General features: G+C 32.1%; 6 protein-coding genes. 1 reads left to right on the top strand and 5 read right to left on the bottom strand.

Translation table 11 applies throughout. From position 1 onward, the window contains the following. Positions 1–118: 118 nt before the first annotated feature. The 5 genes from J416_RS08670 to J416_RS08690 all read right to left on the bottom strand — a co-directional run bounded on the left by J416_RS08670 (position 119) and on the right by J416_RS08690 (position 3,662). Positions 119–598 (bottom strand): hypothetical protein, encoded by a 480-nt coding sequence (locus tag J416_RS08670; protein WP_003468815.1) that lies wholly within the window; start codon positions 596–598, stop codon positions 119–121. A 29-nt stretch (positions 599–627) separates the two neighbouring features. Continuing rightward, positions 628–1,626 carry a tyrosine-type recombinase/integrase gene (locus J416_RS08675; RefSeq protein WP_003468817.1) on the bottom strand — a complete coding sequence of 333 codons (999 nt, stop codon included), beginning with the start codon at positions 1,624–1,626 and terminating at the stop codon, positions 628–630. 38 nt (positions 1,627–1,664) lie between these two features. Next, positions 1,665–2,222 (bottom strand): recombinase family protein, encoded by a 558-nt coding sequence (locus tag J416_RS08680; protein ID WP_003468818.1) that lies wholly within the window; start codon positions 2,220–2,222, stop codon positions 1,665–1,667. A gap of 694 nt (positions 2,223–2,916) precedes the next feature. Beyond that, positions 2,917–3,360, bottom strand: a complete 444-nt coding sequence (locus J416_RS08685; protein WP_003468820.1) for a hypothetical protein — start codon at positions 3,358–3,360, stop codon at positions 2,917–2,919. Then, positions 3,357–3,662 carry a PadR family transcriptional regulator gene (locus tag J416_RS08690; protein ID WP_003468822.1) on the bottom strand — a complete coding sequence of 102 codons (306 nt, stop codon included), beginning with the start codon at positions 3,660–3,662 and terminating at the stop codon, positions 3,357–3,359. The genes J416_RS08685 and J416_RS08690 overlap by 4 nt, the downstream gene beginning before the upstream one ends. A 324-nt stretch (positions 3,663–3,986) precedes the next feature. Between J416_RS08690 and J416_RS08695 the strand changes: the two genes are divergently transcribed. Next, the coding region (locus tag J416_RS08695) for a T7SS effector LXG polymorphic toxin (RefSeq protein ID WP_003468824.1) at positions 3,987–4,963 on the top strand (977 nt) is incomplete at its 3' end.

Raw genomic sequence — 4,963 nt, forward strand, 5'->3', positions numbered from 1 at the left:
TGTAATATTACAAGCTTTTTATGAAGTATAGTTTTTTATTATGTGCTAGCGTATAAATCTACTTTTTCCATTGGATCATAAACACTTTATACTAAAATGGTCACCATTTCAGATAATATTATTTATTCACTTGATTTCTTAAGAGTTTAATTAGCTGATTATAGCTGTCCAACGATTGATATTTGATTAAGTTTTGAATTGAATAGACAATTTCTTCTTCAAAATATAGCTTGGATTTTTTATATTCCGTTTCTAATGATTCTAATGCTTTAAGCCTAATTTCTTCATTACGAGAATTTAAAATAGTTTCAGATAAATCAATAATATTTAAAGCTATTGAATTTTTTATTTTATAAATCTCCAAACTTCTCGCATATCTATGTTCTAACTTTCTTGACATTAGATTACCTAAAATAACACTTATAATCAGTGTTATTAAAGCATTTACAATTGTATTATCTGTTAATTCGTCGTTCGAAGCTTTGATGACTAGAGAATAGAACAAATAAACTACAAAACTTATAGTAGAAAACAATATTAAAAACAAAACTATGCCATAAAAATAACCTGTTTTTTCTGTTGTTTCTCTATTTTTCATATATGACATTCACCTCTAAATAAAAATTTTTAGATTTGATCAAACATTTCTAAATTTCTGATTTTAGAATCGAAATGTCTAATAGACCTAGCAGAATTATATACTATGTTATGGCATTCTGAATATAATACGTCCGAAATACCAGTCACTTGCTTAATAATTGTTTCATTAATCCCTTCGTTGATCATACTAGTAGTTATATATTTGATTAGTCCAGTTAAATCACCTCTTCCAAGTAATGAATTAATAAAATTACTTGTAGTTGAGGTTTGACTAGATATTCGGTCTCCGTTAAATTCAATAAATAAATTTTCTATTCTTTCTTTCGTATTTAATGACTGTAAGAGGTTTATGTATTGTCTTAATTGTTTCAGTAAATTAATAGGAATACGTACAATAAATCCATTAATCTTCACATAGTTGTTTTCTAAACTTATATCATTTATTTTCATTTTAATTATTTCTCTATATGTAATCCCCATTAAAAGTATTATCTTTATCATTATTGCACTTCTATATTTATTGAAATAAACTTGTTTTTTCTGTGCCATTAAGTAACTTTCTCTTGAATTTAAAATTTGATTACATTCATTTAATAAATTATTTATTTCTAGAGTATCAAAGTTTTGAAAGCTGGTACTTTTATTTAGTATCCCTTCCTTTTCTAATTTATTAATATGTTTATTTACTTGCCCTCTATAAGATTTATCTTTAAACGGAGGTATATACAACTCATAATTTAACTCCTGGTTAGTAACTTGATAATTTTCATACAGAAATAATAAAAATTCTTTAACAGCTGAAGAATATCGTTGTGCAGTATCAATTGCAGTTATATTATTCTTCTCAATATAGAAGTCTAATGACTTTATAATGTCGTAACTTCTAATACCTTGCAAATGAATTTCCATATTCGATACATTCATTCCATCGTGCTTTAGATAATCTATAAAAGCATTGACATGATTTAAATAATAGATTGATTTTTGTTCAAAAAAACGATTCATAATGTCATCAATGTTTAACATTTGATTCTCTCCTTTTAGATTTGCTAGCATATACCTAATTATACCATATATCTTTTATTCTTAGCTCTTAACAATGTACTCTTACTCACTCCGGTCATTTCCTCAACTTGCTTATATGAATGACTTTTCTTTAATTGTAGAGCATGTTCAATCTGTTTGCTACTAAACTTCTTTGGCCGACCTTCTCGAAAATCATCACGTTGCTTAGCTATTTGTTTTCCTTCTTGCGTCCGTTCTACGATCATATCTCGTTCAAATTCAGCAAAAGCACTCATCACGTTAAAAATAAGCCTTCCTGTCGGTGCATTTTCTACAAGCCCCATATTTAATACGTGCACTTTCACTCCTTTTTCAAACAGTTGCTTAATCGTGTGAATTCCATCTACTGTAGATCTGGCAAAACGGTCTAGCTTAGTAACGATTAATGTGTCACCTTCATTTAATACCTGGAGCAATTCTTGAAAAGCCGGTCGATCTTTCTTTGTTCCTGTGAATTTATCCTTGTAAATTTTCTCGCATCCTTCTTGCTGCAATAGCTGGATCTGACTTTCTAAATCTTGATGTACTGTAGATACTCTTGCATATCCATACTTCATGTTTTCACCTCATTTATGAATCTAAGTTTTGATACAAGTAAAACTAGCATAATGACAATATCACTAGAATTGATTCAATACTTAGAAGTTATGACACCTCTCTAGCAAAAGAAAAGGACGATTACCGCCCTAAAAGATTCGTTTGACTCGACCATTAAATTTATCTTTCCAATAACCAGTCGTTATATCAGCGTAAGCAACTCCTGTAGGCGATTGTGCGCCGGTAAAACGAGCACTAGTAGTGAACTACCACTATAGACAAGATTGCTCACTTCAAAAGGCAAACTAATACTGAAAAAATCAATCATTGGTGCCGTAGTTGTTAATGTCAGATTTCATAGTCATCCTGGTCCTCAGTCTCTTTGGAATCATTTCGTCAGGATTTAACAACGATTCCGATTAATAAGCCAACACCAGTGACTGCTACCGTGATCGCTGATGTTTCTAGAAGCATTTTGACGTATCCCTAAAATTCATTCATGTTTTCGCTTGTCCAAAAGCCAATACTCATGATTATTTCTTGCTACTCCTTAGTAACAGCACTTTTGAATGCCAAAATTAATAAATAAAAAAGAATCCACTTTGAGAAAATCTTGGTTATCAAAATGGATTCTTCTTAAAATGAATTTATACTTGTCTGTGAGGGAAAGAACCATACAACTCTTTAGTAAAAGACAATGTCTTGAGTAACTAATTAATTTGCTAAGACTAAAAATGTTATAAAAAAGACTGCATACGATCCCATTAAACCAACTGATATTTTAGCTAACCTTGTGTTAGTAGAAAAGGCTGATATAATCCCAACTTTAAACATATTCACTACTAAAACAACAATCGCTAAGAAAAAAGATAACATAGCAACTATCAACGCAATCTGTTCCAACAAAATAGCCTCCCTTAATGATATTAATTTTGAAATAACGAGGACATTAATTAAACCAATTAAAGTTAATAATTGACTCAAACGAAATCCATAGACCTTCCTTTCACTTAGTTCTATGTGCCAAGCATCAATTATGCCTAAAAGTAAATCAATTATTGTTTTGAATGACGTATCTGTTTGTTTTATTACTTCCATTAACTCATCGCCATATCTTCTTCTCCAACTTTTAGGATACAGATAAATAAACCACTTCATACTAAACCAAGCCTTTTCAAGCCAATTGAGGTAACTTTCTGAAGTTCTTTAATTTGATCAGTTAAATATATTTGTCCTTCATCTGTTAGCTTGTAAGGCTTTTTACGGTCTTCTGATTCAATGACACTTATATACCCTTCTTTCTCTAAACGTGAAATTGCTCCGTATAATGTACCTGGGCCTAACTTAATGTCATAATTTTTTTCAATGTCCTCCATTATTGCATAGCCATGACGGTTTTTTTCAGCAAGACTTATTAAAATCAACAATGAAGGTTCTGAAAATCTGTTTTTCTTAACCACGTTCCCACTCCCTTCCAACAATTATTATGTTTAACGTTATATCGTATAACGTAATAATAAACTACATTTAAGATAATGTCAATAAATAAAATTTTTTCGTGTTATGTTTATATCATTAAACTTATTTCCACACGAATATCCTATTGATAAAAAAGAGCTAAGAAAGTCATTACTTTTACTAATGAATCCTCTCAGTTTTTTATTATATTACAAATCCAGTCATATCGTATTATTAAAAATGGTTATAAAAACCTATTTCAACCAATTATTTCCTTGTAGTAGAATATATATCATGATTATCCTTTGGTTAAATGGAGGTAGGAGATGGCCAATCGTCATGTGCATATTGAAGAAGTACGAGCTTTTCACGATGAATTGAAAAGAAATACAACAGCCATCCAAGACCAACTACATGAGATTCAATCAAATATCGATCAAATCATACAGCTCGATGATTTTCAGGGAAAGTCCGCAGATGCGGCAAAGGATTATTTTCAAGTCTTTCATGGTACACTGATTCAAGCGTTTCAAGGAATATTTGAACAACTCGAAAAAAATGTATCGAAACACCTAGAGGATTTTCAGCAAGAGATTGACCCCCACCAACATGCGATTATTCAAGAGGAGTACCTAGAAGCACAAGAACATGATATCATCAATACATACGCACAACTGGATCGACTGGCATACGACGCTCGTCAGATTATTCATAGCGTTTCTGACATCACGTCAGCGACGGCACCATCGACTGCGCATATGGTAGAAAGCAGAGATGATAGCCTTCAAGTCATGGACAAGCTTGATCGGCAAACCGAGCATTTTTCCACGAGTTATAGACGTGATCATGAGCAAATGCAAAGCGCATTTCATGAAATTGAGTCATTAATGCGTAAAGTGTCGAGCTACAAGCCAAGTGAACGGACAACGGATTGGTTTAGCGATCAATTACCTCGTGTTCAGTCTTTTATGGCAGAAGCAAAGGAACAGACTGCTTTTCATCGGATGTTGCTATCCCAAAAAGATCGAACAAGGCAAAATATTTTATCACAGAGAAAAACGCTGGATATAGAAAGACGGGGTGGTTTGCGTTCATACGAGGAACAAACAGCTGAGAATGCATCAGCCTATTACTCAAAAGCCACATCAGCAAAACAATATGATTTTTCGGCGTATGATAAAGAACGGATAGGGAATACGTGGGTCCTAAGTAAAAATGGGAAAGTCGATCAAGAGGCAGCGAGGGCTTCCGAAGCTTATAATGAAGCGATTAAAAATGGCGAGATTCAGTTAGAAGGACCAGA

Origin of the sequence: Gracilibacillus halophilus YIM-C55.5, assembly GCF_000359605.1 — a bacterium.
Lineage (GTDB): Bacteria > Bacillota > Bacilli > Bacillales > Amphibacillaceae > Gracilibacillus > Gracilibacillus halophilus.

What these genes read in the sequence shown, in the direction of transcription:
- J416_RS08685 (WP_003468820.1), bottom strand. Translation starts at nt 3,360, where the DNA reads ATGAAGTGGTTTATTTATCTGTATCCTAAAAGTTGGAGAAGAAGATAT.
- J416_RS08670 (WP_003468815.1), bottom strand. Translation starts at nt 598, where the DNA reads ATGAAAAATAGAGAAACAACAGAAAAAACAGGTTATTTTTATGGCATA.
- J416_RS08675 (WP_003468817.1), bottom strand. Translation starts at nt 1,626, where the DNA reads ATGTTAAACATTGATGACATTATGAATCGTTTTTTTGAACAAAAATCA.
- J416_RS08680 (WP_003468818.1), bottom strand. Translation starts at nt 2,222, where the DNA reads ATGAAGTATGGATATGCAAGAGTATCTACAGTACATCAAGATTTAGAA.